The sequence below is a fragment of the Burkholderia sp. YIM B11467 genome (genome assembly GCF_052952715.1).
This window is the reverse complement of the sequence record NZ_JBQVSQ010000010.1, coordinates 241,522-268,105: the sequence shown is the minus strand read 5'-3', so window position 1 is coordinate 268,105 and position 26,584 is coordinate 241,522. Positions and strand designations below refer to the sequence as shown.

The following is a 26,584-nucleotide window of genomic DNA, read 5'->3' as shown; positions in this document are numbered from 1 at the left end:
TAGTGTGAGACTCTTGATACTTTTGCTATCTGATCCGAGGATCAGCTCGCTTCCATCAAGCGCCCACACTTATCGGCTGTTAATTTTTAAAGAGCAATCTGCGAGGAACTTGGCGTTTCTCAGCAGCGCTGCGTTTTCAGCAGCAGAGAAGCGAGATTATTAACCGTTTTTTAAAACTCGTCAATAACTTTTTTAACTACTTCGTTTCGACGACTGCGGTTTAATTTCGTGTGCGCCAGGGTCGCTATAACCGACCTCAACAGCACCGCTTCCCTTCTTCCCCCCGCGCCGTGTTTCCGTTAGCGCGAAAGAGGCGAGATTCTAAGCATCTGCCCCGATCTCCGCAACCCCCTTTGTGAAATTTTTTTGACGTGCAGTTCCGCGGGCCGCTGAGCCTCCCTCGCGGTCATATATAAGCGACACGACAGGAGTGGCCTCGGTCGCCCGTGAACAGCCCCACCGTATCGAAACCAACCCTCCGTCGCTCACCGTCCCACCATCGCCCTCACCACGCCGTCCCGCCGGATCAACCCGTGATACAAGGCGGCCGCGAAGTGCGCGAGGAACGTCGCGAAGAACAGATAAGCCAGCACCCGATGCGCGACCCGGAGCCAGGCGAACGTCACCGGGTCGGCCGAAACAAGCGCCGGCAGCTGCACGCCACCGCCCAGCGTCACCGGATACCCGCCGGCCGAAAGCATCGCCCACCCGATCAGCGGCATCGCGACCATCAGCGCATACAGCACGAGATGCGACCCATGCGCGGCAACCTTCTGCCACCACGGCAGATCCTCAGGCAACGCCGGCGGCTTCGACACCATCCGCACCACGATCCGCACACACACCAGCACCAGCACGGCCACACCCAGTGGCTTATGAATCGCCACCAGAAACGCATGCCGCTCGGAGACGGACGACACCATCCCCACCCCGATGAACAGCATCGCGACGATCATCGCGGCCATCACCCAATGCAGGACCCGCGCCGGCAAACCAAACGTCGTAGAAGTCTTCATCACCGCCCCTCCGAACTCAACTTGGCCACGCCCGCTACCCCGGCCTCTTCACTCGTCCTGCGCAGATACGAATCCGCATAAGCGGCCGACCGCGCCGCCAGCAACGGATCCCCCGACACCTGAATCCCCTGCGGCAGCACCGTCGGGTCGTAATTCACGTCCCGGCACGGCCCGCTGTCCTGCGCCTCCACCCGGTCGAGCACGAGCGTCCCCGCATCGATCGTCGTCCGCTGCGCGGGCCAGACCTTCGTTGCGTCGTCCACCGGATCGCCAGGCTCCGCCAGGGTGACCAGCAGCTTCCACTTCTGCGCACCGGCCGCGATGCGCTGCGTCACGTCCTGCTGCAACACGTTCGGATCCGAGGCCGTCGCGACGTCCCCGGCGCCGGCCGTCTGCTCGGGCACGACGCGCCACCGCACCGCCTGCCGCTTGCCCGTCGCGTCGACGAAGTAGAACGCGTTCAACCCGTAATAACTCTCGGTGACGTAACTCGCGCTCGGCTTCGCACCCTTCACCCACTGCAGGAACGCGGCCGTCTCCGGATGCGCGCCGAAAAACGCCTTCACCTTCGCGGGATCGGGCTTGCCCGTCTTCGGATCGGGCCGGGTCGCCAGCGTCTGCTGATAAAACGCCTGCGGCGTCGCCACCGGAAACACGGGCATCGCGTTCATCCCGGTCCGCCATTGCTCGCCGTCCGGCGCGGTGAGCTTCAGCGCGAGGCTGCGGATCGGCACGCTGCTGTCGGGCGCATACGGATTCCCGCCCGGCAGCGCGAACCGCCCGACCACCGGCGTGCGCACCGCCTTGAAGAACGGCGCGACCGAATACGCGCTCGCGGCGCCATTGCCTTCGAAATAACCGGTCACGCACACGCCCTTCGCGTGATTGCGCCGATAGCCGGGATGGATGCCGCTATTGGTCTGCAGCGCGTCGACGAGCCGCTGCGGGGTCAGACGCGCCGGCGCGAGCCACCCGCCGGCATACCCGAACGCGACGGCCACGCCGGCCACCGCGCCGCCGATCGCGGCCCAGCGCCACCACCCGCGCCCGGGCTCGCGCTGCGGCGAAGAAGAGGAAGAAGATCGCTCCATGAATGTGCTCCCGATCGTCAGATCATTGTCGAACCCGCGTAGGACGCCACCCGCGCCGCTTTATTCCACGAAAATTTTTTTCCTATGCTTGATGGAATAATCGGTGCCGACCGGCGTCCTACGCGGCATCTCGACCCTTTCGGCAACCGGCCCGGCCATGCCCTCCACCGCCCTCGACGACGACGCGTTGCGCGAACTCCTCCCCAGGCTGCGACGCTTCGCGCTGTGGCTGGCGCGCGACGTCCACGCGGCCGACGATCTCGTCCAGTCGACGCTCGAGCGCGCGCTGTCGCGCTGGACGAGCCGCCGCGACGACGCATCGCTGCGCAGCTGGCTCTTCACGATCCTGTACCGGCAGTTCCTCGACGGGAAACGCAGCGCGAAGCGCTACAGCTGGCTGCTCGGCCGCATTCGTGACGACGACGAAGCGCACTGGCCGTCCGCCGAACGCGAATTCACGGCGCGCGCGACGCTCGAAGCGTTCGGCCGGCTCTCGGACGAGCAGCGCAGCCTGCTGCTGCTCGTCGCGGTCGAGGGCTTCACCTATCAGGAAGCCGCCGACCTGCTCGAGGTGCCGATCGGCACCGTGATGTCGCGGCTCTCCCGCGCGCGCCAGGCGCTGCGCCAGCTCAGCGATGGCGAGCTCCCCGCTCCTTCTTTGCGATTGATGAAAAAATGAACACGCCTCCGAACGAACACGACCTTCAGGCCTATGTCGACGGCCAGCTCGACGACGAGGCGCGCGCCGCGGTCGAGCGCTATCTCGCGCTGCATCCGGAGCGCGCGGAACAGGTGAAGCAATGGCAGCAGGATGCGCAGCGGTTGCGGGCCGCGCTCGAAAGCGTGCGGATGCCGGCCGATAACCCTGCGCTCGATCCAGCGGCGATTCGCGGCCGGCAGGCGGTACGCTCGCGGATGCGGTTCGCGATGGCGGCCTCGTTCGTGTTCTGCGTCGGGCTGGGGACATTCGGCGGATGGCAGGCGCGCGGGTGGAACGCGGCGCCGCCCATCGCGCCGATGAGCGATGCGGTCAAGGCTTACCGAATGATGGTGGTCGATCAGACGGCGAAGGTCGATTACCGGCCGACGGGTGCGGGCGATTTGCAAGGGTGGCTCACCAAACGCGTGGGGGCGTCGGCGAGGCTGCCGGATTTGAGCGCGGCGGGGTTCCGGCCGGTCGGTGGGCGGTTGTTCACGACGGACAGCGGGGCCACGGCTGCGATGGTGCTCTATGAGGACGGTGCCGGGCGAACGCTGAGCTTCTATCTCCGGCCGGCGGAATCGAAACATCGGCTGCTGCCGGCCGGGCAACGCGCAGATGGCGCGTTGCTGGCACGGTATGGGTCGGTGAACGGGCTCAACTATGCGGTGGTCGGGCCAGCCGGGAGTCTTGGGGAGAAGGCGGTCGTGCAGGCGCTCGATCAGCAGACTTGAGTGGTACGATGCGCGCCGCAGTTGGGGGCGTTGGCAAGGCGCCAGCGCCCTGCGCGGTGCGGCTTGGCTGGCTTGAGCGTGCTTACGCTCACCGCTTGAATGCACAGCGTTTCGAGTGACTTTGCTGAGCGGTTGTCCACATCGGAACGTTGTTCGGTGCCCTCACCTTTGAAATCACAGGGTTTTGATTCGGCGCGGAACGGGATATCCACATCGGTCATGGCGGTGCCGCTTGCCGTCATCGGTCGACTCGCTCACCTTTGGTCTGCACAGTGTTTCGGGTTGTTTTGGGGCTGCGATATCCACACCCCTTGCGGTAAAACGAATGCCTGCGCCGGGTTCGATTGCTCTCACTGGTTGAACGCACAGGGTTTGGAGTTCTTTGGCTCCTGGATATCCACAACGCATCCAACCTCGGGGCGTCGCCCGCGAATTCTGCGAGTCATCCGATCGATTCCGGCAAAAAGCCCGCCAAACAAGGCATTCGGGGTGATCCTTCTTGTCGAAAACAAGACGCTCACCCATCCAGTGCACAGAGATTCGACTGGACTGGCGTGCGGGTTGTCCACATGCCTCCTGCCGACAGCGGCAAGAACGGCGATGGCCTTTCAGCGCTCGACTATGCGCTGGAAAACAACGCGATCGACCGTCATCCGAATTAGCCGGAATCCGCGCCCAGCATGCGATCCTAACCCACGCTCACCAACCGGCCGCACAGCGTTCCGAATCGTTTCGTGCGCCGGTTATCCCCAAACGGAGGCAAAGCACCGTCGCATCACGAGCACGTCATCGGCATTGCCGCGATATGAGCATTCGTTAACGCCATGCGCCACGTCACCCAGCGCACCGTGAGCTCGCCCAGGTTGTCCCTGACCAGCATGTCCGGCATCACCACCCCAGCTTCGACGCGCAGCGTCTTGCCGCTGTATTCGTCCGTTTGCCATTCGCCGGAGACCGGGCAGATATCGCCGGTGCGGACCTGCGTGACAGTGTCACGGTTCGGCTGCAACGGCGACGGCGGCTCAAGGAAATACTGCGATTCATCGGGAATGATGCCGTCCGCATATCGCTTGTCCTCCCACAACAGTCGCCAGTGCGTCTTGACGGGCGTTCTCGTCTCGTCGTTCCTTAGGTTCGGCGCGCGGATGTCCCGAATGAAATAATTGAAGCAGCCATTGCCGCGCAGACTGCGATTGCCGACCGGCACGATGCCAAGCAACTTCAATTGATCGACAACAACGGGTTCCCAGATGCCGTCACAAGGCACCTTCTCGCCTGACTTGATCACCGGGCCGACTGGTTCCGGAACCTCGGGCAAGTCCTCCGGAAACACCGGATACGGAAGCGTGTAGAAGGTGTTCCTGTATGCATTCGGGGACAGCAGCAGCCCCTCCGAGCGCAGTTGCGCCAGATCGTTGTTCAAACTCGACGGCTCGAGCGGTGCATGCTCCATCTGGTATTGCGATGCGTGCAGCAGTTGGGCCAGCGCGTTGACCTTCGGCGGATAGGGGGCAAACTGCGCACCACGCTCCCAGTAGTTGTAATGGGGGAAGAAATACGCGTTCAAATAGTTATACCGGTCGACTGCGTATTCCAGCGGCTCGCCGCGCTGCCAGACAAACCGATACCCGCGGGCCAGCTCGGACAATCCTCGATCGTAAGCGGCGAGAATCTCGAAGATGATCGGCAAGTGGCCGGCGTGCAATGGCTCCGGATCGTCTTCAGGCCACGTCTTTACCGCGTTCTCGTATTCGCTTGCAAAGATCGCAAACGCATCGCGTTTGCGCTTCCAAAGCGAAAAGCTGGTCAGGCGTTGAAGCAGCCAGAAAATCCTGCGCCGCGTCGCGTCATCCGTCAGGTCGTACAGCTTGATCGTCATCACCAATCCCCGCGCAACGGCGCCGGTTCCATAAACGTCATGAGCGCTCCGCTGCGTTCACGCCGGCGTGCCTTCGTCGCTCAAGCCACTTCGCTTCAACACGTCCCGCAGGCACACCGGACACACGTACTCACCGGCATCCCACAACTTCACGAACATGGCCCGATCGTCGATCCGGAATGCCGATTCGACGATGTCGATATCCGGCCCGAGCACCTTGCGCAAAAACGCTTCGTCAAACCAGTGCTTCGGTTCGTGCTTCATCGTGCCATCGGTCACCTGCACGACATGGCAATCGCGAATCACGTCGATCGTCAGGATCGCGGCCTCGATATCCGGCGACGTGCGCGTCGGCCAGATCAACCCGTGAAGCTCGCATCGCGCGTGATTGCGAGGCCACTTTGCATTCGCCGCGACGACGGACGTGTCGAACGCCTGCTCTTTCGTCGTCGGTTGATAAGGCGTTTCGCCGGAGCGCACGAGCAGTTCGTCCAGGCACGCCAAACACTCATACGCACGCAAGCGCTCCAGCGCCGCGATCTTCGGAAATGCCTTCACGTGCGCGACCTGATCGACAAAGGTCGCATCGACCTCGTGCTCGTCGAGCTCGGCGCGCAACATCCACATCTCCCGGCTGTATCTCGGCCGGTCGAGCGAGACCTTCACGAGTTCGCCGGGCACACACTGCCCGCGCAGTTTGATGCGTGCGGCAACGCCCGTCGACGTTGTCGCCGTGGAAGCATGTCCGTGCCGATGGCAAACGATCGGTCCCATTACTTGCCCCAGTTGCGAGCGCCGCTCGCATCACCCTGCTCTTTCTTCGGTTTCAGCGCGTCGGTTTTCATCGTCGCTAACTCAGGATTCAAAGTCGACCGTCGTCCGTCGCAACGAGAAATGCGCAGTAATCGCCGAAATCACGGCCTGTCGCGTGACGACATCGATCGCCTCGTCGTGTCTCGGCTCCGCGTACTTCATTGAATCGACGTAGACGACGAATGCGGGACCGTTGTCCGCGACCGGCAGCAGCGCTTCGCCAAGCACCCGGACCGGCCGCTCGCCATCGGACAGCTCAATCGCACCGCGCGACACCGTCAGGACCTTGTACGTCATCGCTTTGCCTCGCGTGATTCAGTCGTTACGGAACTGCACCTCGAAACTCAAATCCCCTTGCCTCGGATCGTAGCGAAACTCGGCAACTCCCCACGCACACGGTTCGAGCTGTGCTACCGCAGGATGCTCGCTCACCACCGTCAAGCCCGCTGACTTCGCAATCGACCGCACGATCTTCGACTCGGTGATGCTTTTGTCGAAAAAGCGGATCGTATCGAACAGGATCGTCACGCTCGCGAGTCGCCCTTCATTCACGTCGATCACGCATTCGCCTGCGTGACCGCCGAAGGTGACCTTCTCCGACACGCGATAACGAACCGCACCGTTCGCCGCTGGCTGCGCCGACGAACACAAGCGACGAATGTCCTCACCCAACTGCCCGTCGCTTCCGACCTCGATGCGAGCACGGTCCGCATGAACCGCACCGCTTTGCCAGTCAACCCGAATCGCCAGTGCCATGTCGCGAGGCCTTCACAACCTGAATGCCGGCGATTCTACAGACACGACGGTTCGCACCTCGTCCGCATCCCTCACGGCCTGCCGCTTCGTCCATCCGTTCACCGCACGCAGTGCATATCCCGCGCGAATCACAGTCGACGGACTGTGCTTATCCAAAGGTGTTAACAGGGTTCGTATACATACGTAGTGATAGTTAACAAGCCCTGTGCCTCACAGTGGATAACCTCCCTAACGCACTGAATTATCAACACGAAGCAGGATGCATAACCATGGGCACCTCACGTGAACAGCTCCGCGGAGCACAGAACAACTTTTCGTCGATTCACAGCCGCGACGACATATCCTCAATCGCTCCACTGTGAATCCAGAGGCTTGCAAGACGGTTATCCAGAGGGGAATGTGGATAACTTCGCGGCACCGACACGCTTCGCTGTGATGCGAGACATCACGCACGCGCAGCAACCAACACGACCGCCCACCTGCACGCGCACCCTCGATTCAAAAAATTTTCACGAAGGGGCTTGTGCTCCTCAAAAACCCTCTCTATAATTCGCGGCTTCTTAGGCTCGTAGCTCAGTTGGTTAGAGCACCACCTTGACATGGTGGGGGTCGTTGGTTCGAATCCAATCGAGCCTACCAACGAACAAAATGAAGGGGTCCGGCAGCACACATTGCCTACAGGTAATGCGGCTCGCCAAACATACAAACGCCACGCGGCAACCTCGCGTGGCGTTTTTCTTTTTCCGACCGAAACAGCGCATGTTGCCTCGATGCGTTGCGCGATCCACGGCATCGCATCCTCACCCGCATATCGACCCGCAATACACACCGAGTAGAATCGTGTGCGCATCGAAGCGCGCTGCGCGGCAAGCCTCCTGATCTCCAGCGCACCCAAACCGCATCAGAACAACGACGCGCAATCCGCGCGACTGAGAGCAAACGACCATGTCCGAGGTCACGACCACCACGCCGTCCGCGAGCAACGACGAAATTGCCGCTTACGTCGGCAAGAAAGCCGCCTGGTACGAGCGGAAATGGACGATCGCCGAATCGCGCAAGAGCCGGCAGTCGTGGAACTGGGCAGCGTGCTTCCTGGGCCCGGTCTGGATGGCATATCGATGCATGTACTGGCAAGCGGCCGCCGTGCTGGGCGTCACGCTCGGCATCACGCTGGTCGAACTGCTGTACTTCCCGAAATACTTCGAATCGAGCACGCTCGACCCGGTCACGATCGCGATCGCGGTCTCGCTCGGCTGGTACGGGAACGGCATCTACAAGACGCACGTCGAACGCAAGATCGACAAGCTGCGCCCAAACGCGACGTCCGGCGAATCGTTTCTCGCGCTGCTGGAAGCGCAAGGCGGCACGAACTGGCTCGCGGCAACCGGGTTCGCCGTCGCAACGCCGCTGCTCGGTTTCCTGATGATCATGGTCCGCACCCTCGTGGTCGGGACGTATTGACTGCGGTAACCGGCGACCGGGAAAGCAGGGCGGAAAGAAGCGGGCGGAGGGCGCCGTCGCCATGCATCCGCACGGCACGCTGCGCACGATTCCGCCGCCTTCAATGCAGATGCTTCAACTTGTCAGGATTCCGCACGACATAGATCGCGACGATCTTCCCGTCCTCGATCTCGAGCGCAGTAGTCTGCAGCTCGCCGTCGGATTCCAGCGTGACGAAACCCGGCAGCCCGTTGATGAACCCGGCCCGCACGAGTTTCGACGCGTGCGTGGCGAACAGCTCGGCCAGGTATTCGTGCACCTTCATCACGCGCTCGAAGCCGAACACCGGCTTGCCCGCGGCCGTGCGCTTGCCGCCGCCGTCCGAATGCAGGCTCACGTCCTCGGCGAGCATCGCGCCGAGCGCGCGCATGTCGCCGCTGCGTGACGCCGCGAAGAACGCTTCGGCCAGCTCGATCCCGCGCTGCTTCTCGACATGAAAACGCGGCCGCGCCTCGCGCACATGCGTGCGGGCCCGCGCGGCGAGCTGCCGGCACGCGGCCGGGTCGCGCTGGATCGTCGTGGCGACTTCGTCGAATTCGAGGCCGAACACGTCGTGCAGCAGGAATGCCGCGCGTTCGAGCGGCGAGAGCCGTTCGAGTGCAAGCATCAGCGGCAGCGTGACGTCCTCCTGTTCATCTTCCTCGACGACCGGCTCGGGCAGCCATGGGCCGATATAGGTCTCGCGCTGGTGCCGCGCGGACTTCAGCTGGTCGAGGCACATGCGCATCACCATGCGGCGCAGGAACGCCTCGGGTACGCGCACCTCGGTGCGGTCGACGTCCATCCAGCGGATGAACGCTTCCTGCACCATGTCCTCGGCATCCGCGACGGAACCGAGCATCCGGTACGCGACGCGGATCAGCGTGCGACGCAGCGGATCGAAGCTCGCCGCCGCGTCGGCCCGTTCTTCGGGGCTGCCCTTGGCCGGATCGAGGTTGGTCATCAGGCCACCATCTGCGCGGTGGCGGCCTTCGCGTCGGCCGGATCGATCCACAGCCCGAAGCCGACGGCAAGCCGGTTCCAGCCGTTGATCACGTTGATCATCAGCGTGAGTTTCACCTGTTCCTCCTGGCTGAAGTGGTCATTCAGCGCCGCATACGCCGCTTCGTGCGCCGCGTGGCCCTCGGACAGCCGCGTGAGTGCCTCGGTCCAGCCGAGCGCCGCGCGTTCGCGGTCGGTGTAGCAGGGCGCTTCACGCCACGCGGACAGCAGATAGATGCGCTGCTCGGTCTCGCCTTGCTCGCGGGCTTCGGCCGTGTGCATGTTAATGCAGTTCGCGCACGCGTTGATCTGCGATGCGCGGATCTTGACCAGCTCGATCAGCGTCGGCTCGAGGCTCTTCGCGGCGGCGACCGACACGGTCATCCAGTTCTTCATCAGTGCGGGAGCGGCGGCAAACGGATTGAGTTTCGCAGTCATGGTTCCTTCTCCTTTCGTGTGGGTTCCGGTGAGATGACGAGCGAGCCCCCCGCATGTGTGACATCGACGCAAAAATTTTTTTCGAAGCGCGCGTGGATGCGGATCGCGGATGAAGGGAGGGGCGGTTGCCGCACCGATGACGGCGCGCAGTCGCGTTCGTCAGACAAACTGCGCGTCGCGGAGCCGTCATTCACGATCGCCGCACGGATGTCATGGGCCGTCAGTAGCCGCGCGCGCCGGCAAGCGCGTTACGAACGCGTTCATCCGCCCGCCCCGACAGGCATCGTCGGCTTGCCACACATGCGACACGCGCACGGTCGACACTTTCATTTTTCTTTCGAACGCGCTGCATCGACATCCCGATTCGCAGCATTCACATTTCTGGCCCATACTGTTCTGCACGGGCAGATGAAGTGACGCCGCATCTGCGGCCCGGCGCGCGCGCCGGCTGCCCGACGACGCAGCAGCAGGTCGCACGTCAGCCGCGCGCATCACGCGCAAGGCTTTCCTTTTTCCGGCAACGCAACGCAGCGAATCGCGACGTGGACGGTTAACCGATGAGCCTCCTTGCATCACAGCTTCAGCGCCGTTTCCAGAACGTGCGCGCCCATAGCGTCGCATTGACCGCGACGCTGTCCGCCGAAGACCAGGCCGTGCAGTCGATGCCGGATGCAAGTCCGACGAAATGGCATCTCGCGCATACGACCTGGTTCTTCGAAACTGTCGTGCTGATGCGACGCGTGCCCGGCTACGCGCCGTTCAACGACGCATTCCAGTTTCTCTTCAATTCCTATTACGAAGTGCTCGGCCCGCGCCATCCGCGACCGCAGCGCGGGCTGCTCACGCGTCCGTCGCTCGACGACGTGCACGCGTACCGGCAGCACGTCGACGACGCGATGCTGCGCATGCTGGCCAGCGCCGATCCGGCGCTGCTCGAAGTAATCGCGCCCGAGGTCGTGCTCGGCCTGCATCACGAGCAACAGCACCAGGAGCTGATCGTCACGGACATGCTGCATGCGTTCTCGTGCAACCCGCTGAAGCCGGCGTTCCGGCCGCGCAACGGGACGGACGGCAACCAGGCGATGGCCGTGGGCGATGCCGGTGCGCCGCGCTGGCTGCACCAGCCGGGCGGGCTCGTCGAGATCGGCCACGACGGCGACGCGTTTTCGTTCGACAACGAACGCCCGCGCCACACCGCACTCGTGCGGCCATACGAAATCGCGAACCGTCTCGTGACGAATGCGGAATTCGCGGCGTTCGTCGCCGACGGCGGCTACACGCGCCCCGAATTCTGGCTGTCCGACGGCTGGGCGACGGTGCAGCGGGAAGGGTGGCAAGGGCCCGCGTACTGGATGCCGGACGACGACGATGCGGCAGCCACACGTGTGCGGCGCACGTTCGGCCTGCACGGCGTCGAACCGCTCGCGCCCGACGCGCCGGTGTGCCACGTGAGCTTCTACGAAGCGGCCGCGTATGCGGAATGGGCCGGCGCGCGGCTGCCGACCGAGTTCGAATGGGAAGCGGCGTTCGCGGCGGAAGGCATCCGGCAGATGCTCGGTCACGTATGGCAGTGGACGCGCTCGTCCTACGAGCCGTATCCGGGCTTTCGGCCACTCGCGGGTGTCGCGGCCGAATACAACGGCAAGTTCATGGTCGGCCAGCAGGTCCTGCGCGGTAGCAGCATTGCGACGCCGCCCGGGCACGAACGGCCGACGTACCGCAATTTCTTTCCGCCGGCCGCGCGCTGGCAATTCACGGGGGTGCGACTTGCGCGAGACGTCTGACCTCACGGCCACGAGCGGTGGCCAGCAACCCGCCCGCGATTCGCGGCCGAGCGCGTTCGAGCGCGACCTGATCGACGGACTGTCGCGCTCGCCGCGCAGCATTTCGCCGAAGTACTTCTACGATGCGGCGGGCTCCGAGCTGTTCGACCGCATCTGCGAACTGCCCGAGTACTACCCGACGCGCACCGAGCTCGGCATCCTGCGCGATCGCGCGGCCGAAATCGTGCGGCGCGTTGGCCCGCATGCGGACATCGTCGAATTCGGCGCGGGCTCGCTCGAGAAGATCCGCGTGNCTCGGCATCCTGCGCGATCGCGCGGCCGAAATCGTGCGGCGCGTTGGCCCGCATGCGGACATCGTCGAATTCGGCGCGGGCTCGCTCGAGAAGATCCGCGTGCTGCTCGACGCGTTCGCGGGCAACTACGCGAACGCGCCGGCGCGCTACGTGCCGGTCGACATCTCTGCCGACTACCTGCACGGCGCGGCCGCGCGGTTGCGTTCGGCCTATCCGTGGCTCGACGTCGCGCCGATCGCGGCCGACTACACGAAGGCCGAGCAGCTGGCCGAGCTGACCGCGACGCCGCGGCGGCGCATCGGCTTCTTTCCGGGCTCGACGATCGGCAACTTCTCGCCGGAAGAGGCCGACGCGTTCCTGCGCGACGCCGCGCGGCTGCTGCGCGGCGGCGGCCTGCTGGTCGGCGCCGATCTCGTGAAGGACGAGCGCACGCTGCATCACGCGTACAACGACGCGCAGGGCGTGACCGCGCAGTTCAACCTGAACCTGCTGGTGCGCGCGAACACCGAGCTCGGCGCGAACTTCGATGTCGACGCGTTCTCGCACTGCGCGTTCTACGACCGGGAGCGGCAGCGCATCGAGATGCATCTCGTCAGCGACATCGCGCAAACGGTGCACGTGCGCGGCCACGCGTTCCGCTTCGAGGCCGGCGAGCGCATCCACACGGAGAACTCGCACAAGTTCACGATCGATGGTTTCCACGCGATCGCGCGCCGCGCGGGATTCGAGCCCGATACCGTGTGGACCGACGCGGACAACCTGTTCAGCGTGCACTGGCTGCGCAGCGTCGACGATATCCGCGCGTAACGCCCGCTCTCGCGAACCGCTCGCGGATGGTGCGGGCGGTTCGCTTCCCGCGCACCCCGGTGCGTTCCGACCGCCCGGTTTCGTGCCGAAAATCCTCCTTTTACCGACTCGATGCGCCGTTGCAACGGTGCGTGGCGTGCTGCCTCCGCCTTGTCCCGCAAGGCGTTGCGGCGGGCCGTAATCGTCCGTTACCGGTCTCGCATACCCGTTTCACCTGTGTCCGCACCGCATGCCTAGACTCCGAACCGTATTCACATGACGCACGACACGTGCAGGGAGTCGCGAGATGAACAAGAAACCTATTCTCGGTGCAGTTCTCGGTGTAGCGGCGCTGGCAGCTTCGGGCGTCGCATCGGCCCACGTCGACCTGTCGGTCGGCATCGGCGTGCCGGGTGTTTACGCGGCGCCGGCACCGGTCTACGTGGCGCCGCCTCCGCCGGTCATGTATGCGCCGGTCGGCTATCGCGACTATGGCTATCGCGATGACGGCTGGCGTGCGCGCGAATGGCGCGAACACGAGTGGCGCCGCCGTGAATGGCGCGAGCATGAGTGGCACGATCGCGGCGGCTGGCGCGGCGGCCGCTGGGATTAAGCGGTTCGGCTGATCGCAACAAGGGGAGAATGAAAACATGATGCCTATTCGACACATCAGGCTGTGCGCCACCGCCGCCATCGTTGCGCTCGCAACGATCGGCAGCGCGCACGCGGCGGGCTGCATGAAGGGCGCGGTGGTCGGCGGTGTTGCCGGCCACTACGCCGGGCACCACGCCGTCGTCGGCGCGGTCGGCGGCTGTATCGTCGGCCACCACATGGCCAAGAAGCACGCGGAAGAGCAGGCCGCGCAGCACAAGGCCGCCATGCAGGGCATGCAGCCGGCGCAGTAAGCACGATCCACGATCGTCACCGGGGCGGCGCCGCGGCGCCGCACCCGCCTGCTTCGTTTCCCCGTTCACGCATGACCGGATCGCGGTGTCGTCCGGATTGATCTGACAAATGCATGCCGCGTGCATCGTTACGATCATTTACAACATCGAGTGGCGCGAAGGCCGCGCGTTCTTAGAATGCAATCACACGAACGCGCTCCAGGGAGCACAAGATGAAACATCAACGATATCTGTCCGTACTGACGGCCGCGCTGCTCGCGCTCGGCACGGTTTCCGCGTATGCGGCAGCCGGCGGCAATGGCGGGGGCAACGGCGGCGGTCATGGCGCAGGCGGCTCGGGCGGCAACGCGGGCGGCATGTCCGGCGGCCACATGAGCAGCTCGGCATTCGGCAACTCGAACAGCATGCACGCGGGCGACCGTGACAAGGGCCTGTCGCGCGCGGCCGATCGCTCCGATACGATCGCCGATCGCGCCGGCGTGCAGCCGGGCCACGGTCACACGCACGGGCATGCGCATGGCCATACCACGCATGCGTCGACGTCCACGCATCATTCGCATCACAATGCCTTCGGCCGCACGCTGTAAGCGCGGCACGAGAATACGGCAGAAGGGCGCTTCGGCGCCTTTTTTTCATGGTGGCGGCGTCACGCGGCTGTCGCGCGAAAACATCGTGCCGACCCGATTTGCAACCAGCCGTAACCGCGCGGCAAACGCGCGAGAGTGCGACTGGCTTTCACGCGGATAACAAACGGAAATTCGACGCCTGCAGCAGGTGTCGCAACGGTGCCTGCGCACGGTCCTCCGGTCGATAAAAAAAAGGGCGGCTCATCGCCGCCCTTCGTTTCAGCGCCCGGCGCCTGCCAGCGGCGCAGCAGGTTCGAACAACGCGTCCGCCTGCCTGACACGCACGAAGCGCGCCGCGCCGTCGCCGTCCACCAGTGCACGGAAATGCGCTTCGCCGCACGCGAGCTTCGCCCGCTCGTGCTCGCTCGGCACGTTGCCGTCCGCATTCGGCGTATCGACGACGAAGTACAGCCGCTCGCCGCCGTCCTGTTCCGCGAGCACGGCCCAGTCCGGGTGATAACTGCCGAGCGGCGTCGGCACGCGGAACCACGCGGGCAGCTTCGCGTACAGCTTCACGCCGTCGTGCGCTTCGAGCGCATCGGCGAACGCGCGCTCCGCATCCGTCTCGCATACGACCGCTTCGTGGATCGACTTCCGCGCATCGGGCCGCAGGTTGCGCAGATAGCCGGTCAGCGCCTCGCTCTCGAACGATTCGAGCGCATGCACGTGGCGCTCGCCGAGCCTGCGGTACGCGATGCCCGCGACGAGCGCGAGCCGCTTGCAGCGGTTGATCGCCTCAGCCGCGACCGCGATGAACTGCTGCGGGTTCACGCGGAAATCGTCGAGCCGGCCGCTGTCGGCCAGGATCGTCGCGAGCGAACGGCGGGTGAGCTGCGTGCGGTCCTGCAGCTCGGTGAGCAGGTCGGGCAGCGGCAGTTCGCCTTCGTCGATCAGCACCGTGCCGGCGCCGGCCACCTCGATCGCCTCGATGCCAGCCTTGCCGATGTCGATCTCGGCCTTGCGCCACTGCAGCCGCGCACGTGCGATATCCGGCGCGTCGTGCAACGCGGCCGTGCAGTCGCGCACGAGCTTCGCGTTGTCGAACTCGACGCGGTACACGGTGCGATGGCGAATCCGGTCCCACAGCGCACGGAAGTCCTCGCCGAACACGACGGCCTTGCCCGATGCATCGCGACGCAACGCGATCTCACGGCGTTCGTCCGCGTTGCGCACCGCGAAGCGGCCCGACAGCTTGCGCAGCGTCGCGACGATCGGTGCGCGCAACATCTCGAACGCATCCGGCAGCACGAGCGCGCTCTGGCGCAGCGCATCCTTCAGCCGGCCGAGCACCTTGCCCTGCGCGTCGACGTAGCCCTGCTCGTGCAGATGGGTCCACAGCACACGCGACAGCTCGATGCCGAGCGCATGCGCGGGCCCGTCGCCTTCCTGCACGGGCAATGCCGCGAACTGGTGTTCCTCGACGATCCCGAAACGGATGCCCGTGTCGGCCTCGATTTCTTTCTGCAGGTTCTCCGCGAACGACTCGTAGCGCTCGGTCGCGATCACGGTGAGCGTGTTCACGCCCGCATCGCGCACGCGGTCGCCGTCCTGGTCGACGGCGAGGCGCAGCCCGCGGCCGAGCGTCTGGCGGCGCTCGCGTTCGGTCTGGATGTCGCGCAGCGTGCAGATCTGGAACACGTTCGGGTTGTCCCAGCCTTCCTTCAGCGCCGAGTGCGAGAAGATGAACTTCAGCGGCGTGTCGAACGACAGCAGCGCTTCCTTCTCGCGCATGATGAGGCCGTACGCGCGCTCCGCGTTCTCGCGGGCCGCGGCGCTGCTCTCGCTCGTGTCGGTCCAGCCGCCCTTGCGGTCGATCGAGAAGTAGCCGTTGTGCGCGCGCTCGACCTCGAGCGCCACGTCGACGCCGTCGAACAGCGCACGATAGGCCGGCACGCGTGCCGCGCGCGCATATTCCTCTTCGAAGATCAGCGCGTAGTCGCCCTTCACGGGCATCCCGCTCTCGTCGTAGCGGCGATAGCGCTCGACCGAATCGACGAAGAACAGCGACAGCACCTTCACGCCGCGTTCCGCGAGGCGTAGTTCCTTGTCGAGATGCTCACGGATCGTGCGGCGGATCATTTCGCGCTGCACGGCGAGCGTATCGATGTCGCCGAATGCCTCGCCGAGCGACAGGAACGCCTCGCCTTCCGGATGGCGCAGTTCGACGTATTCAGCGCTCTTCACCGCATGGACTTCGCCGACCCGCAGCCCCGCGTACAGCGCGCGTTTGGTCAGGCGTTCGAGGTCGTCGCCGTCGGTGACCGACACGATCTGGCGCTTCACGCCGGCCGCCGTCGCCACGTCGAGCTCGACGCGCGCGCTGATCGCGCCGCGCCGGTTCGACACGCCGACGAGCCGCACGTACGGCTTGTTGTGCGCATCCTCGACGATCGCCGACGCGATCTCGATCTGCTTGACGAGCTTGCGCTCGTACGCGTCGACCGCGTCGAGCCGGTACACCATGTGGTGACGGTCGACGTGGGTCGCGGAATAACGCAGCGTGCAGAGCGGCGCCATCGCGGCGAGCGCTTCGCGCCCGCGGCCTTCGAGCCCGCCGTCGACGCTTTGCGGCTCGTCGACGATCACGATCGGACGCGTCGCACGGATCAGGTCGATCGGCTTTTCACCGCCGGTCTTCTCGCTGTCCTTGTAGAGGTTGTTGATTTCCTTCTTGTTGATCGCGGCGACGGTCATCACCATCACCTGGATCGCCGCGCTCGCCGCGAAGTGGCGCACCTGGCCGAGCTTCGCGGAGTCGTACAGGAAGTAGTCGTACGGGACACCCGCGTACAGCGCGCGGAAATGGTCCTCGGTGATCGCGAGCGTCTTGTGCACGCCTTCCTTGATCGCGATCGACGGCACGACGATCACGAACTTCGTGAAGCCGTAGCGGCGGTTCAGCTCGAAGATCGTGCGCAGGTACACGTAGGTCTTGCCGGTGCCGGTCTCCATCTCGACGGTGAAGTCGCGCGAGCCGGGCAGGCCGGACGGCGGCAGCCCGCCGCGCAGCTGCACGTCGGCGAGATTGCGCGCGAGCGCGTCGTCGGTCAGCGACAGCCGGTTGCCGACGCCCTGTTCCGACACCGCGAAACCGAGCGAGCCTTGCGCCGCGGCCGTCGTGCCGGGGGCGGCATTCGCGAGCACGCTGAAATCGCCGCGATACGATTCCTGGCCGCGAAACAGGTCGCAGACGGCGTCGATCGCCTCGCGCTGATAGTCGAGATCCGCTTCGAAATGCAGCCGCATCACAGGCTCCGCACGCGCTTCACGCCGTGCTGTTCGAGCAGCGCGGCGAGATTGAGCTTCGCGACGTCGTCGACGAAGCCGCTGTCGCGGAACAGGCACGTGACGTCGCGCGATGCGCCGGTCGCGTCGAGCAGCGCGACGATGCCGTCGGCGAGCGGGCCCGCGTCGTCGCGCGAGATCCGCGCGTCGAAGCACGCGACGATCGCGCGGCCGATCAGGTGCACGGCCTTGCCGGCCACCGCGTGATGTTCGACCGGCGTGCACAGGTCGAGGCCGAGCTTCAGCGTCAGCTCGGCGAGCAGGTCGTCCTCGGTGCGGCCGGTCTTCACGTGCTCGACGGATGCGAACAGCGCATGGTCGAAGTCGTCGCGGCGCGGGTCCCACTCGATCACGTTGGTCGTGTCGAGCCGGTACACGCGGAAGCCGAGGTCGCCATAGCTTTCCGGGTAGTCGCGCGCGACCTGCTGCGCGGCGCGGCGCAGGCGCTCCTTGGTGACTTCGGCGAGCGTCGCGGGCTTCTTCAGCTTCGCGCAGAAATCGGCCGCGCTCTGCTGCGTCTTGTCGCGGCGGTCGAGCGCCTCGGGCAGTTGCACGAGCACGTAGCGGCGCGCGCCGCCGTCGGTCGCGTTCACCTGCATCACCGCGTGGCCGGTCGAACCGGAGCCCGCGAAGCAGTCGAGCACGATGTCGTCGCCGCGCGTGCACCAGCCGATCACGGCCGCCGCGAAATCGACCGGCTTCGGCAGGTCGAACGGGATCCCGAGCGTCTTCAGCAGCGCGTCGTCGGAGCCGGCGAACGGCAGCACCGACGGCACGTTCTCGTACATGTTCTCGTCGAGGTAGTAGATCCGCTGCGGTTGCGTGCTTTCATCCGCGCCGAATTCGATCTGGCCGCGCTCGATCAGCGCCTGCATCGTCGCGGGCGGGTTGCGCCAGCCGCGTGCGGGCATCGCGCACGGCTTGCCGGTGACCGGGTGGATCAGCGGCGTGAAATACTCTTCCGGCGCCTTCTTCTTGTTCGGCCAGGCCATCGACACGAGGCGGTACACGCGGCCGTCTTCCGACAGCCGGTCGTACATCACCTCGCCGCCGGACAGGTTGGTCTGCGCCTTCATCCACGCGCGGTACGCCTTCTGCGCGTCCTTCGGGTTGCCGCTGCGGTACACGGCGTCGTGCGCGGCGTCGAGCATGCGCTGCGCATTGCGCTTCGGGCGCTTGAGCGGCGCCTGTTCGAGCAGCGTCTCGGCGTTGCGCGCGAACAGTACCAGCGATTCGTGCTGGTACGCGACGCCGCGCGCGTCGCCCTTCGGGTTGCGCTTGTCCCACACGGCGACGCCGAGCTCGTTCTCCTCGCCGAAGATCTCGCGCAGCATCAGCACGAGCGCATGCACTTCGTGCTCGTCGATGTGCACGGCGATCAGCCCTTCGTCGGACAGCAGCGCGTGCGCGAGCTTCAGGCGCGGATACATCATGTTCAGCCAGTCGGTGTGGAACCGGCCGTTCGCCTCGGTGTTGGTGCTGCGCTTCACGCCGCCCTGGGTCTGCCCGGTCATCGCCAGGTAGTGGCGGATGCTGTCGCTGAAGTCGTCCGGATAGACGAAATCGCTGCCCGTGTTGTACGGCGGGTCGATGTAGACGAGCTTCACCTTGCCCGCGTAGCTCTTGTGCAGCAGCTTCATCACGTCGAGGTTGTCGCCCTCGATCACGAGGTGGCGCGTGTCGTCCCATGCGACGCTGTCGTCGGGGCAGGGCCGCAGCGTGCCCGTCGATGGCGTGAGCGCCGCCTGGCGCGCGCTGCGCTTGCCGTGCCAGTGAAAGCCGTAGCGCTCGTCGGCGTCGCCGACCGTGCGCTCGCCGATCAGCGCCTTCAGCACGTCGACGTCGACCGACGCGCCGCCGGGGCCTTCGGTCACGAGTTCGGGGAACAGCGCCTTCCGGCGCGCGACGTTGTCGGCGGTGAAATCCGTCGACATCGCCTGCGGGCTGGCCGCATCGAGTTTCTGCATCGTCTTTTCCATCGGAGCCCGGCCGCGCGCGCCAGGACGTCGGGCGCGCTCACGGCACCGGCGGCAATGGCCACCCGGGCAAACCCGAAACGCTATCGAGTCGGTCGGCGCAGGTCAAGCGCCGATGTGAGGCGAACGCGCGCGCATCGGCCGCGATCGCCCGTCCCACGGGCCGCACGCGGCTTCGGGCCGGTTCTCGCACGGCCGGCCGGCGGCGGTTTTCCGGGCATCGCGGGGCGCCGCGGAGAGGACGAAAAAAAGGGCACGGTCGGCGCAAAGCGCCGGCGTGCCCGCATGGAGAATCCCGGACGGAGGGAATAGCGGGGCGCAGTTAGCCCCGCTTTACGTCAAAAACGCGTACGGATGCCCGACGTCAGTTCGAGCTGGTTCTTCGCGCCGAACGTCGACGACACCGTGTAACCGCCATGCAGCTTCATGTAATCGCCGGCCAGGTACACCTCGGTGCGCTTGCTCAGGTGATAGAACACCGACCCGTAGATCGTCTCCTTGAAGCCGTTGCTGACGCCGTTGGTCAGGCTGAACGCGCCGAGGTTCGCGTTCGGCGTGAAGCCGTCGGCGTTGTTCGCGGCGTTCTTGATGCGCATCTGCTGGTAGCCGAGCTCGTAGTCGAGCGCGCCCTTCGGTGCGATCTTCATCGATACCGTCCACGAATCGTCGTGACGCTGGCCGAGCGCGCCCTGGTCGCCGTTGTAGCGGAAGTAGCCGGCATTCAGGCGCACGATGTCGAACGTGTAGTTGCCGCCGACCGAGAACGTCTGGTTCGTGTAGCCGCCGTTGTTCACGTGGTTGTAGAAACCCGACACGTTGAACGGCCCGCCGTTGTAGCCGAGCGCGAGCTGGTACGCGGAGCCGGTCGCGAACTGCGTCGAATTGCTGAACTGGTAGCCGGCGCTCGCGAAGATGCCGTTGTTGAACAGCTTCTTCCACGCGATGCCGTTGTTGTAGCGCGTGCCGGTCGGGCCGGCCGCGTAGAAGATCATCTGCTTGAAGTTGTTCGAGTTGGTCCAGCCGCCTTCCTCGGTCGTCAGTTTCGCGCTGCCGTACGGATCGCCGTAGATCGCCGCCGCGTCGCGCGCGATCGTGTTCTGGAAACCGGCCGTCAGCTTGCCGAAGCGCTCGTCCTCGACGCCGACCCATGCGTCGCGGTCGAAGATCTGGCCGCTGTCTTCCATCTGGCCGTTCGCGACCACGAATTCGCTTTCGAGGCGGAAGATGATCTTCGTGCCGCCGCCGATGTCTTCAGCGCCGCGCAGGCCCCAACGGCTGCCGCTGAACCACGGCTCGCCTGCGTTGCCCATCCCGATGACGTGATTGCCGTTCGCGTCGGCGTGGGTCCGGTAGGTCGGAAAGCTCAGGTCCATCAGGCCGTAGAGCTGCACGCTCGACTGCGCATGCGCCTGGGTGCCGGCGCACAGGCCAGCCGCCGCGATGGAAAGGGCAAGGGTTTTTCGTTTCAAGATCGTCTCCTCCGAGCTGCCGCATTGGAATCTAGTCGTTGGCAGTACGCAATGTATGCCGACTCTTGCCGGCCACAGCGAGAGGGCCGACGCATAGCATCGTAGAGCGTGCAATCCTTCACGACGCTTTCCCGGACGCAAGAATCGGATCGGTGAAAACACCGAACGCGCAACAATCACGAATCGTGCAGGCGTGAGCAAGCGCACCCGCCGGGCAGCCGGCAGGCGTTCGGGCCATTTCGTGCTACGAATCGATGATCGGGACTGCGGACGAACGCCCGTCAGTCCTGCGCGCTCTTCGTGCGCAGGATGTAACCGAGCCCGCGCAGCGTGATGATCTCGGCCGTGCTGCCGGCGAGATGCTTGCGCAGCCGGTGGATGTAGATGTCGATCGCGTCGGCGCTCGGTTCGTCGTCGAGTGCGAACACGCTATCCATCAGGCGCGCCTTCGACACGGTCTTGTTCTGCTGCAGCATCAGCGTTTCGAGGATCGCGTGCTCGCGACGGCGCAGCGCGAGCACCGCTTCGCCGCAGCGGAATTCGCGCGTGCCGAATGCATAGACGAGATCGCCGCACACGAGCTGCGTTGTACCGACCCCGGCCTGCCGGCGGATCAGCGCGCGAATCCGCGCGACCAGCTCGCGCGACTCGAACGGCTTCACGACGTAATCGTCGGCGCCGGCGCCGAAGCAGTCGACCTTGTCGTCGACCGAGCCGTGCGCGGTCAGCATCAGCACCGGCACGTTGTCGTTGCGGCGCCGCAACCGCGCGAGCACTTCCTTGCCGCTGATGCCGGGCAGGCGCATGTCGAGCAGCACGGCGTCGTAGCGCTCGGTCTTCAGCACCGTGTCGGCACGCTCGCCGTCGCCGACGCAGTCGACTGCGAAATCCTCGCCGCGCAGCAGGTTCACGATCCAGTGCGCGAGTTCGGCGTTGTCTTCGACCAGCAGGAGTTTCATGACGACATCTCTTCAATCATAGGCGGGCAACCGCACCGTTACGACGATACCGCGATTGCCGGGCCCCGGCGCGAGCGACGCGCTGCCGCCGTGCGCCTGCGCGATCTCGCGGACGATCGCAAGCCCGAGGCCCGAGCCTTCGGTATCGGCCGACACGCGGTAGAAGCGCTTGAACACGTGCGGCCGCGCCTCGGCCGGGATGCCGGGGCCGTTGTCGACCACGTCGAGCACGATCGCGTCGCCGTCGCGCCGCGCGACCACCGTCACGCAGCCGCCCAGCTGCGTGTAGCGCACCGCGTTGTCGACGAGGTTCATCACCAGCGCGGTCAGCAGGCTGTCGCTGCCCGCGACGTCGAGCCGTTCGCCGAGGTCGGCGCCGAGATCGATATCGCGCCGCTGCGCGAGCACGATCGTTTCCTCCAGCACGCTCGACACCACCGCCGCGAGGTCGACGCGATGGGTCAGGAGCGTCGACGGCGTCGCTTCCGCATGCGCGAGCAGCAGCAGCTTGTCGGTCACGTCGGCCATCTTGCGGCTGCTGCGCTGCATGCTGTCGAGCACCGACGCGAGCTCCGGATCGTCGTGGTCGCGCCGCTGCGCATACTGGATCTGCGTATCGAGCACCGCGATCGGCGTGCGCAGCTGGTGCGCGGCGTCCGCGATGAAGCGGCGCTGCGTGGCCGTGTGCATGTTGAGCCGCGCGATGCACTGGTTGATCGCGTCGACGATCGGCCGCAGTTCGTGCTGCAGCCGCTCGGGGCGGATCGGCTCCAGCTCCATCGGCCCGCGGTCGGCGACATCGTCCTTCAGCTTCATCAGCGGGCGCAGTTCCAGCGTCAGGCCGAGGTAGACGAGCACCACCGCGAGCATCAGCATCAGCGACAGGCGCACGAGTTGCGGCCGCCAGATCGTGTCGACCATCGCGTTGCGCGAGCCCATCGTCTTCGCGACGACGACCGTGACCGTCTCGACCTGACCCTCGTCGTACAGCTGGCGATCGTAGGCTACCGCACGCAGCGGCAGGCCGTCGAGCGCCGTGTCGTACAGCGTCGGCTCGACACCGTGGCGCGCGGGCAGGTCGAGCGCCGGCGTGCCGGCGAGCAGGCGGTCGTGGCCGTCGATCACCTTGTAGAACACCGAATCGCGCGACGGCGATTCGAAGATCTCCAGCGCGGCCGGCGGCACGTCGGCGACCGGCAGCCCGTTGCGCCACTCGACGTCCTCGCCGATCGTGCGCGCGGACGCGACGAGCGCGCTGTCCTGCACGAGCCCGGCCGTGCGCCGCGCGGTGTCGTACGACATCGCGCCCGCGATCAGCACAAAGGCCGCGAGCGGCAGCAGCAGCCACCACAGCAGCCGCCCGCGCAGGCTGTGCGCCATCCTGTTGCGCTCCTTCTCGGAAATGCCGAACCGCGCCGGGGGCGCCGGCGCGGTCGGGGGTGTCATGTCATGCGTCCGGCGGCCGCGTTCAGAACGCGGCGGGGCGCCACTTCAGGAGCCGCTTCTCGAGCCAGGTCAGCAGATAGTCTGCGGCCAGCGCGACCACGGCCAGCACGATCATCGCCGCGAACACGCCGCTCGCGTTGAACGCACCCTGGGCGGTGGAGATTAGCAGGCCGATGCCCTGCTTGGAACCCAGGAATTCGCCGACCACCGCGCCGACCAGCGCGAAGCCGAAGCTCACGTGCAGGCTCGCGAGAATCCAGCTCAGCGCGGACGGGATCACGACCGCCGTGGTGATCTGCCGGCGCGACGCGCCGAGGATCTGCGCGTTCGCGATCAGGTAGCGGTCGGCTTCGCGCACACCCTGGAACGCGTTGCCGAACACCACGAAGAACACCATCACGACGGCGAGCGCGATCTTCGACGCCATCCCGAGGCCGAGCGCGATCACGAAGATCGAGCCGAGCACGACGCGCGGAATCGAGTTCGCGATCTGGATATACAGGCCGAACACATCGGCCATCAGCTTGTTGCGGCCAAGCACGATCCCGCAGATCACGCCGGCAACCGAGCCGATCACGAAGCCGATCCCGGTTTCCTCGAGCGTGACCCACACCTGCGTGAGCAGCGGGCCCTGCGACGTGCCGTTCACGAACCAGTCCTGGATCTGTTCGAAGATCAGCGACGGCATCGAGAAGAAGAACGGATCGATCCACTTGAGCCGTGCGGCGAGTTCCCACCCGCCCAGCACCAGCACAAGCACGGCGATCCGCAGCCCGACGATCAGGTTGCGCCGGCGGCGCAGCCGGCGTTGCGCGGCGCGCTCGTCGTCCTCGAGCGTCGTCGCCGGAAGGGCGGTGGGGGGAAGCGTCATGTCGGTCATGCTCCTGTCCTTGCTGTTCTTTGCGTGCGGCGTATGCGTCAGCCGATCTGCACTTCTTCGCGCAGGTCGTGCCAGATGTCCTTGGAAATTTCGATGAAGCGCGGGTCGTAGCGAATCTCCGACGTGACGCGCGGGCGCGGCAGGTCGATCTCGTACACGCGCTTGAGCGTCGCGGGGCGCGCGGTCAGCACGAACACGCGGTCGGCGAGCGCGATCGCCTCCTCGAGATCGTGCGTGACGAACACGACCGAGCCCTTGTTCGCCGACCACAACTGCAGCAGTTCGTCCTGCATCAGCGTGCGCGTCTGCATGTCGAGCGCGGAGAACGGCTCGTCCATCAGCAGGATTTCCGGCTGGTTGATGAAGGTCTGCGCGAGCGCGACGCGCTTGCGCATCCCGCCGGACAGTTGATGCGGGTAGTGCTTGGTGAACTTGTCGAGGCCGACCTTGCGGATCCATTCCTCGGCCTGCGCGTACGCGACGTCCTTCGAGCGGCCGCGAAACAGCGGGCCCGCCGCGACGTTGTCGATCACGTTGCGCCACGGGAACACGGCGTCGGCCTGGAACACGAAGCCGATGCGCGGATCGATCCCGTCGACCGGGCGGCCCATCACGCGCACTTCGCCCGACACGGGCTTGAGCAGCCCGGTGATCAGGTTGAGCGTCGTCGACTTGCCGCAGCCGGTCGGCCCGACGATCGCGATGAACTCGCCGCGCGCGACGCTCATGCTGAAGTCGCGCAACGCGACGGTGGCCTTGCCTTCCGGCGAAATGAAGCGGCACGACACGTTGCGAAACTCTATCGCCGGTGTGCTCGGGGAGACAGCCTGATTCATCTCATTCGTCCTGCGGGTGAGGAAGGCGTCGCGTCGTGACGCAACGCCGGGCCGGTCAGCGGGCCGGAACGGGGAGCGCCCGGCGGCGGGATCGCCGCCGCCGGCGCCGATGCTTACTTCGCGTTCACGAAATCGTTCGTGTAGGTGCGTGCCAGGTCGATATGCTTGCCCTTCACCGACGGGTTGAACGCCGACAGCACCTTCAGCACGGTCGCCGGGCCGTCGGCCGGCATCTTCGCGTCGGCGGTGTACATCGGCAGCGATGCCTTCAGTGCCGTGACGTACAGCGCCTTGTCCTTCTGGTAGTCGGCCGGCATCTTCGCGGCGATGTCCTCGGCGCTGTGCGTGTGGATGAACTGCATCGTCTTCGCGAACGCGTGCGCGAGCTTGGTCGCCTGCTCCTTGTGCGAATCGGCCCATGCCGACTGCACGTACAGGCTCGCGGCCGGGTAGGTGCCGCCGAGCGCCGCGCGCGTGCCGTCGACGGTGCGCATGTCGACCAGTACCTTCGCGTCGCCCATCTTCTCGAGCGCGGACACCGTCGGCTCGGTCGTCATCCCGGCGTCGATACGGCCCTGCTTGATCGCGGCGATGAAGCTCGCGTCGGCGCCGACCGGCAGCATCGTGTACTGCGTCGACTGCACGCCGTGCGCGAGCGCGAGGTATTGCGTGAGGAAGCTCGTCGATGAGCCGAGGCCCGTCACGCCGAGCGTCTTGCCCTTCGCGTCGGCCATCGACTTGAAGGTCGGTGCGGCCTTGGTCGACACCATCTCGACTTCGCCCGGCACCTGGCCGAACACGGCGATCGCCTTGACGTCCTTGCCCTTGCTCTGCAGGTCGATGGTGTGGTCGTAGAAGCCGACGACACCCTGCACGGCGCCCGCGAGCAGCTCGTTCTCGGCGTCGACGCCGGCCGGCTGCGACAGCAGCTCGACGTCGAGCCCTTCGGCCTTGAAGTAGCCGAGTTCCTGCGTGAGCCGCGCGGGCAGGTAGATCAGTTTCGCGATCCCGCCGACCATGATCGTGATCTTGCCGCCGTCATCGGCGAAAGCGGGGGCAGCGGCAAGCGCGCAGCTCAGACTGGCTGCAACGGCGAGGGTGCGCAGGATGGGTCGCATCGGGTCGTCTCCGTTCGTTGTATTCGTATGGCGCGATGCTTGCTGCATCGTCACGACGAGTATAGGGAGACGAAACCTTCCGCTACCTTTCGCGGGCCGGCGATTCCTTTAGGGGTTTTCCAGCAACGGGGGGGCCGGAACGGGGGGGCGCGGCACGCGACGGGTTCGCGTCTCGCGCGGCCGTGTGCGATCCACGGCGAACCGGTGCAATTGCGGACCGGCAATCGATTTATCCGATTTGAATTAGGACGAGTTCGATAAACGCGATAAACATGAATGGACAGGATCGTTATTGGCTTGTTCAGGTGGTTTT

General features: G+C 65.5%; 24 protein-coding genes, 1 tRNA gene and 2 pseudogenes. 10 read left to right on the top strand and 17 right to left on the bottom strand.

Annotation, left to right across the window (positions count from 1 at the left end):
* Positions 1 to 485 precede the first annotated feature (485 nt).
* Together ACTRWB_RS30015 and ACTRWB_RS30010 are read right to left on the bottom strand one after the other, a co-directional pair.
* Complete coding sequence (locus ACTRWB_RS30015) at positions 486 to 1,016, bottom strand: cytochrome b (RefSeq protein ID WP_164991980.1); 531 nt, start codon at positions 1,014 to 1,016, stop codon at positions 486 to 488.
* Positions 1,016 to 2,107 (bottom strand): catalase family peroxidase, encoded by a 1,092-nt coding sequence (locus tag ACTRWB_RS30010; RefSeq protein ID WP_446903957.1) that lies wholly within the window; start codon positions 2,105 to 2,107, stop codon positions 1,016 to 1,018. Before ACTRWB_RS30010 ends, ACTRWB_RS30015 begins: the two co-directional genes overlap by 1 nt.
* Positions 2,108 to 2,264: 157 nt before the next feature.
* Between ACTRWB_RS30010 and ACTRWB_RS30005 the strand changes: the two genes are divergently transcribed.
* Entirely contained in the window at positions 2,265 to 2,786 is a 522-nt protein-coding gene (locus ACTRWB_RS30005; protein WP_446903956.1) for a sigma-70 family RNA polymerase sigma factor, read from the top strand.
* Positions 2,783 to 3,541: an anti-sigma factor family protein gene (locus ACTRWB_RS30000; RefSeq protein WP_446903955.1), complete on the top strand. Its 759-nt coding sequence runs from the start codon at positions 2,783 to 2,785 to the stop codon at positions 3,539 to 3,541. Before ACTRWB_RS30005 ends, ACTRWB_RS30000 begins: the two co-directional genes overlap by 4 nt.
* Here the strand turns inward: ACTRWB_RS30000 and ACTRWB_RS29995 are convergent.
* The 5 genes from ACTRWB_RS29995 to ACTRWB_RS29975 all read right to left on the bottom strand — a co-directional run bounded on the left by ACTRWB_RS29995 (position 3,529) and on the right by ACTRWB_RS29975 (position 6,989).
* The gene (locus tag ACTRWB_RS29995) at positions 3,529 to 3,783 is read right to left on the bottom strand and encodes a hypothetical protein (protein WP_446903954.1); all 255 of its coding nucleotides are present in this window, start codon (positions 3,781 to 3,783) and stop codon (positions 3,529 to 3,531) included. The two genes, ACTRWB_RS30000 and ACTRWB_RS29995, sit on opposite strands and share 13 nt — an antisense overlap.
* Before the next feature lie 533 nt (positions 3,784 to 4,316).
* Positions 4,317 to 5,426 carry an Imm72 family immunity protein gene (locus tag ACTRWB_RS29990; RefSeq protein ID WP_446903953.1) on the bottom strand — a complete coding sequence of 370 codons (1,110 nt, stop codon included), beginning with the start codon at positions 5,424 to 5,426 and terminating at the stop codon, positions 4,317 to 4,319.
* 51 nt (positions 5,427 to 5,477) lie between these two features.
* Positions 5,478 to 6,041 (bottom strand): hypothetical protein, encoded by a 564-nt coding sequence (locus tag ACTRWB_RS29985; RefSeq protein ID WP_446903952.1) that lies wholly within the window; start codon positions 6,039 to 6,041, stop codon positions 5,478 to 5,480.
* A 234-nt stretch (positions 6,042 to 6,275) separates the two neighbouring features.
* Positions 6,276 to 6,530, bottom strand: a complete 255-nt coding sequence (locus ACTRWB_RS29980; RefSeq protein ID WP_446903951.1) for an Imm74 family immunity protein — start codon at positions 6,528 to 6,530, stop codon at positions 6,276 to 6,278.
* An 18-nt stretch (positions 6,531 to 6,548) separates the two neighbouring features.
* Positions 6,549 to 6,989, bottom strand: coding sequence for a hypothetical protein (locus ACTRWB_RS29975; RefSeq protein ID WP_446903950.1), 441 nt, complete (start codon positions 6,987 to 6,989; stop codon positions 6,549 to 6,551).
* Between the two features lie 562 nt (positions 6,990 to 7,551).
* Between ACTRWB_RS29975 and ACTRWB_RS29970 the strand changes: the two genes are divergently transcribed.
* Positions 7,552 to 7,628 (top strand) — tRNA-Val (locus ACTRWB_RS29970).
* A gap of 306 nt (positions 7,629 to 7,934) precedes the next feature.
* Entirely contained in the window at positions 7,935 to 8,450 is a 516-nt protein-coding gene (locus tag ACTRWB_RS29965; RefSeq protein WP_193097360.1) for a DUF2628 domain-containing protein, read from the top strand.
* Positions 8,451 to 8,550: 100 nt separating this feature from the next.
* Here ACTRWB_RS29965 and ACTRWB_RS29960 read toward each other — a convergent pair whose 3' ends face one another.
* Positions 8,551 to 9,432, bottom strand: coding sequence for a sigma-70 family RNA polymerase sigma factor (locus ACTRWB_RS29960; protein WP_129513314.1), 882 nt, complete (start codon positions 9,430 to 9,432; stop codon positions 8,551 to 8,553).
* Positions 9,432 to 9,908, bottom strand: coding sequence for a carboxymuconolactone decarboxylase family protein (locus ACTRWB_RS29955; RefSeq protein WP_419685647.1), 477 nt, complete (start codon positions 9,906 to 9,908; stop codon positions 9,432 to 9,434). Before ACTRWB_RS29955 ends, ACTRWB_RS29960 begins: the two co-directional genes overlap by 1 nt.
* A 557-nt stretch (positions 9,909 to 10,465) precedes the next feature.
* Here ACTRWB_RS29955 and egtB point away from each other — a divergent pair.
* From egtB to ACTRWB_RS29925, 6 genes and pseudogenes are all read left to right on the top strand, one after another.
* Positions 10,466 to 11,692 carry an ergothioneine biosynthesis protein EgtB gene (egtB, locus tag ACTRWB_RS29950; RefSeq protein WP_446903949.1) on the top strand — a complete coding sequence of 409 codons (1,227 nt, stop codon included), beginning with the start codon at positions 10,466 to 10,468 and terminating at the stop codon, positions 11,690 to 11,692.
* Positions 11,676 to 11,972 (top strand): annotated as a pseudogene (locus tag ACTRWB_RS29945) (L-histidine N(alpha)-methyltransferase); the annotation flags it as partial. The gene egtB and the pseudogene ACTRWB_RS29945, both read left to right, overlap by 17 nt.
* A gap of 13 nt (positions 11,973 to 11,985) precedes the next feature.
* Positions 11,986 to 12,792, top strand: a pseudogene (gene egtD, locus ACTRWB_RS29940) (L-histidine N(alpha)-methyltransferase); the annotation flags it as partial.
* Between the two features lie 286 nt (positions 12,793 to 13,078).
* Positions 13,079 to 13,384, top strand: coding sequence for a hypothetical protein (locus ACTRWB_RS29935; RefSeq protein ID WP_446903948.1), 306 nt, complete (start codon positions 13,079 to 13,081; stop codon positions 13,382 to 13,384).
* Between the two features lie 37 nt (positions 13,385 to 13,421).
* On the top strand, positions 13,422 to 13,676 hold the full coding sequence (locus ACTRWB_RS29930; protein ID WP_129513318.1) for a hypothetical protein: 255 nt from the start codon (positions 13,422 to 13,424) through the stop codon (positions 13,674 to 13,676).
* 212 nt (positions 13,677 to 13,888) lie between these two features.
* Positions 13,889 to 14,263 carry a hypothetical protein gene (locus tag ACTRWB_RS29925; protein WP_412022767.1) on the top strand — a complete coding sequence of 125 codons (375 nt, stop codon included), beginning with the start codon at positions 13,889 to 13,891 and terminating at the stop codon, positions 14,261 to 14,263.
* Positions 14,264 to 14,521: 258 nt separating this feature from the next.
* Here ACTRWB_RS29925 and ACTRWB_RS29920 read toward each other — a convergent pair whose 3' ends face one another.
* The 8 genes from ACTRWB_RS29920 to ACTRWB_RS29885 form a co-directional block, all read right to left on the bottom strand.
* Positions 14,522 to 17,548 carry a type III restriction-modification system endonuclease gene (locus ACTRWB_RS29920; protein ID WP_446903947.1) on the bottom strand — a complete coding sequence of 1,009 codons (3,027 nt, stop codon included), beginning with the start codon at positions 17,546 to 17,548 and terminating at the stop codon, positions 14,522 to 14,524.
* Positions 17,548 to 19,566 (bottom strand): site-specific DNA-methyltransferase, encoded by a 2,019-nt coding sequence (locus ACTRWB_RS29915; RefSeq protein ID WP_446903946.1) that lies wholly within the window; start codon positions 19,564 to 19,566, stop codon positions 17,548 to 17,550. The genes ACTRWB_RS29920 and ACTRWB_RS29915 overlap by 1 nt, the downstream gene beginning before the upstream one ends.
* Positions 19,567 to 19,901: 335 nt before the next feature.
* A complete protein-coding gene (locus ACTRWB_RS29910; RefSeq protein ID WP_419685652.1) occupies positions 19,902 to 21,032 on the bottom strand; it encodes a porin in 1,131 nt (376 codons plus the stop codon).
* Between the two features lie 281 nt (positions 21,033 to 21,313).
* Complete coding sequence (locus ACTRWB_RS29905; protein ID WP_129513322.1) at positions 21,314 to 21,991, bottom strand: response regulator; 678 nt, start codon at positions 21,989 to 21,991, stop codon at positions 21,314 to 21,316.
* A 12-nt stretch (positions 21,992 to 22,003) separates the two neighbouring features.
* On the bottom strand, positions 22,004 to 23,371 hold the full coding sequence (locus ACTRWB_RS29900) for a sensor histidine kinase (RefSeq protein WP_446903958.1): 1,368 nt from the start codon (positions 23,369 to 23,371) through the stop codon (positions 22,004 to 22,006).
* Between the two features lie 88 nt (positions 23,372 to 23,459).
* On the bottom strand, positions 23,460 to 24,317 hold the full coding sequence (locus ACTRWB_RS29895; protein WP_129513323.1) for an ABC transporter permease: 858 nt from the start codon (positions 24,315 to 24,317) through the stop codon (positions 23,460 to 23,462).
* Positions 24,318 to 24,355: 38 nt separating this feature from the next.
* Positions 24,356 to 25,153 carry an ABC transporter ATP-binding protein gene (locus ACTRWB_RS29890; RefSeq protein ID WP_048247995.1) on the bottom strand — a complete coding sequence of 266 codons (798 nt, stop codon included), beginning with the start codon at positions 25,151 to 25,153 and terminating at the stop codon, positions 24,356 to 24,358.
* A gap of 113 nt (positions 25,154 to 25,266) precedes the next feature.
* Entirely contained in the window at positions 25,267 to 26,271 is a 1,005-nt protein-coding gene (locus tag ACTRWB_RS29885; protein ID WP_048247994.1) for an ABC transporter substrate-binding protein, read from the bottom strand.
* Between the last annotated feature and the right edge of the window lie 313 nt (positions 26,272 to 26,584).

Excerpts from the sequence above, each read along its gene's own strand:
- ACTRWB_RS30015 (WP_164991980.1), bottom strand. The coding sequence starts at position 1,016 with ATGAAGACTTCTACGACGTTTGGTTTGCCGGCGCGGGTCCTGCATTGG.
- ACTRWB_RS30010 (WP_446903957.1), bottom strand. The coding sequence starts at position 2,107 with ATGGAGCGATCTTCTTCCTCTTCTTCGCCGCAGCGCGAGCCCGGGCGC.
- ACTRWB_RS30005 (WP_446903956.1), top strand. The coding sequence starts at position 2,265 with ATGCCCTCCACCGCCCTCGACGACGACGCGTTGCGCGAACTCCTCCCC.
- ACTRWB_RS30000 (WP_446903955.1), top strand. The coding sequence starts at position 2,783 with ATGAACACGCCTCCGAACGAACACGACCTTCAGGCCTATGTCGACGGC.
- ACTRWB_RS29995 (WP_446903954.1), bottom strand. The coding sequence starts at position 3,783 with ATGACGGCAAGCGGCACCGCCATGACCGATGTGGATATCCCGTTCCGC.
- ACTRWB_RS29985 (WP_446903952.1), bottom strand. The coding sequence starts at position 6,041 with ATGTTGCGCGCCGAGCTCGACGAGCACGAGGTCGATGCGACCTTTGTC.
- ACTRWB_RS29980 (WP_446903951.1), bottom strand. The coding sequence starts at position 6,530 with ATGACGTACAAGGTCCTGACGGTGTCGCGCGGTGCGATTGAGCTGTCC.
- ACTRWB_RS29975 (WP_446903950.1), bottom strand. The coding sequence starts at position 6,989 with ATGGCACTGGCGATTCGGGTTGACTGGCAAAGCGGTGCGGTTCATGCG.
- ACTRWB_RS29965 (WP_193097360.1), top strand. The coding sequence starts at position 7,935 with ATGTCCGAGGTCACGACCACCACGCCGTCCGCGAGCAACGACGAAATT.
- ACTRWB_RS29960 (WP_129513314.1), bottom strand. The coding sequence starts at position 9,432 with ATGACCAACCTCGATCCGGCCAAGGGCAGCCCCGAAGAACGGGCCGAC.
- ACTRWB_RS29955 (WP_419685647.1), bottom strand. The coding sequence starts at position 9,908 with ATGACTGCGAAACTCAATCCGTTTGCCGCCGCTCCCGCACTGATGAAG.
- egtB (WP_446903949.1), top strand. The coding sequence starts at position 10,466 with ATGAGCCTCCTTGCATCACAGCTTCAGCGCCGTTTCCAGAACGTGCGC.
- ACTRWB_RS29935 (WP_446903948.1), top strand. The coding sequence starts at position 13,079 with ATGAACAAGAAACCTATTCTCGGTGCAGTTCTCGGTGTAGCGGCGCTG.
- ACTRWB_RS29930 (WP_129513318.1), top strand. The coding sequence starts at position 13,422 with ATGATGCCTATTCGACACATCAGGCTGTGCGCCACCGCCGCCATCGTT.
- ACTRWB_RS29925 (WP_412022767.1), top strand. The coding sequence starts at position 13,889 with ATGAAACATCAACGATATCTGTCCGTACTGACGGCCGCGCTGCTCGCG.
- ACTRWB_RS29920 (WP_446903947.1), bottom strand. The coding sequence starts at position 17,548 with ATGCGGCTGCATTTCGAAGCGGATCTCGACTATCAGCGCGAGGCGATC.
- ACTRWB_RS29915 (WP_446903946.1), bottom strand. The coding sequence starts at position 19,566 with ATGGAAAAGACGATGCAGAAACTCGATGCGGCCAGCCCGCAGGCGATG.
- ACTRWB_RS29905 (WP_129513322.1), bottom strand. The coding sequence starts at position 21,991 with ATGAAACTCCTGCTGGTCGAAGACAACGCCGAACTCGCGCACTGGATC.
- ACTRWB_RS29900 (WP_446903958.1), bottom strand. The coding sequence starts at position 23,371 with ATGGCGCACAGCCTGCGCGGGCGGCTGCTGTGGTGGCTGCTGCTGCCG.
- ACTRWB_RS29895 (WP_129513323.1), bottom strand. The coding sequence starts at position 24,317 with ATGACCGACATGACGCTTCCCCCCACCGCCCTTCCGGCGACGACGCTC.
- ACTRWB_RS29890 (WP_048247995.1), bottom strand. The coding sequence starts at position 25,153 with ATGAATCAGGCTGTCTCCCCGAGCACACCGGCGATAGAGTTTCGCAAC.
- ACTRWB_RS29885 (WP_048247994.1), bottom strand. The coding sequence starts at position 26,271 with ATGCGACCCATCCTGCGCACCCTCGCCGTTGCAGCCAGTCTGAGCTGC.